This window comes from Pseudonocardia sp. SID8383 (assembly GCF_009864975.1).
Classification (GTDB): domain Bacteria; phylum Actinomycetota; class Actinomycetes; order Mycobacteriales; family Pseudonocardiaceae; genus Pseudonocardia; species Pseudonocardia alni.
Map to the genome: position 1 here is coordinate 1 of NZ_WWFY01000578.1, position 421 is coordinate 421.

The following is a 421-nucleotide window of genomic DNA, read 5'->3' on the forward strand; positions in this document are numbered from 1 at the left end:
CCTCGGGCACCGTCGGCGCCGGGACGGGGCGGACCGCCTCGCGCGGTGCGGGCGCCGGTCCGGCGGACATCCGGAACCCACCCGGCAGGACGACGACGACCCCCGGTGCGAGCGGTTCCGGCACGTCGGCGGGGGTGCGGACCAGGAGCTCCCCGGGGCCGGGCGGCGGCGGAGCCTGCCCGTCCACGGCCCCGGCCTGCACGGACGTGACCGGGGAACCGGACGCGTCGACGGCACCGGTATCGGCGCCCGGTGCCGGGGCGACGGCGGGCGCCGCCGTCCCCATCTGCGAGGACGCGTGCCGCGCGTGACCGGCCGCAACCGGGGCGGGACGGGTCCGGTTCCCGGGAGGTGGTGGCGTGGGTGCGGCCTGCGTGCCGGGGGCGGTGTCGGTCCGTGGGCCGGAGGCACCCCCCGCCGG

Annotated in this window: 1 pseudogene; it reads right to left on the reverse strand. The window is 81.5% G+C overall.

Annotated features, from left to right (window positions below):
- A pseudogene (locus GTW08_RS31840) lies at positions 1-202 on the reverse strand (AsnC family protein); the annotation flags it as partial.
- Positions 203-421 lie beyond the last annotated feature (219 nt).